This window comes from Affinundibacterium baiyunense (assembly GCF_018139645.1).
In the GTDB taxonomy this organism is placed as follows: Bacteria; Pseudomonadota; Gammaproteobacteria; order Burkholderiales; family Burkholderiaceae_D; genus Undibacterium; species Undibacterium baiyunense.
Genome location: NZ_JAGSPM010000092.1, coordinates 1 through 250, shown reverse-complemented (window position 1 = coordinate 250; position 250 = coordinate 1). Strand labels below are relative to the sequence as shown.

Annotated in this window: 1 protein-coding gene; it reads left to right on the top strand. The window is 38.8% G+C overall.

Annotated features, from left to right (window positions below; all coding sequences use genetic code 11):
• The coding region (locus KDM92_RS19315; protein WP_212683006.1) for an IS3 family transposase at positions 1-227 on the top strand (227 nt) is incomplete at its 5' end.
• Positions 228-250: the final 23 nt, after the last annotated feature.

The window sequence follows — 250 nt, the reverse complement described above, 5'->3', positions numbered from 1 at the left end:
TAATCCAGAGTATGTCACGCAAAGGTAATTGCCTCGATAATGCCGCGATGGAGAGTTTCTTTGCCGTTTTAAAGACAGAGTTCTTTTATCTCAATAAATTCACAAGTGTCGAGCAACTTGAACGGGGCATCAAAGAATACATTCACTACTATAATCATGAGCGAATCAAACTAAAACTAAAAGGGCTGAGTCCTGTTCAATACAGAAATCAGCCCTCCTATGCATAACTAACAAACTGTCCAACTATTTG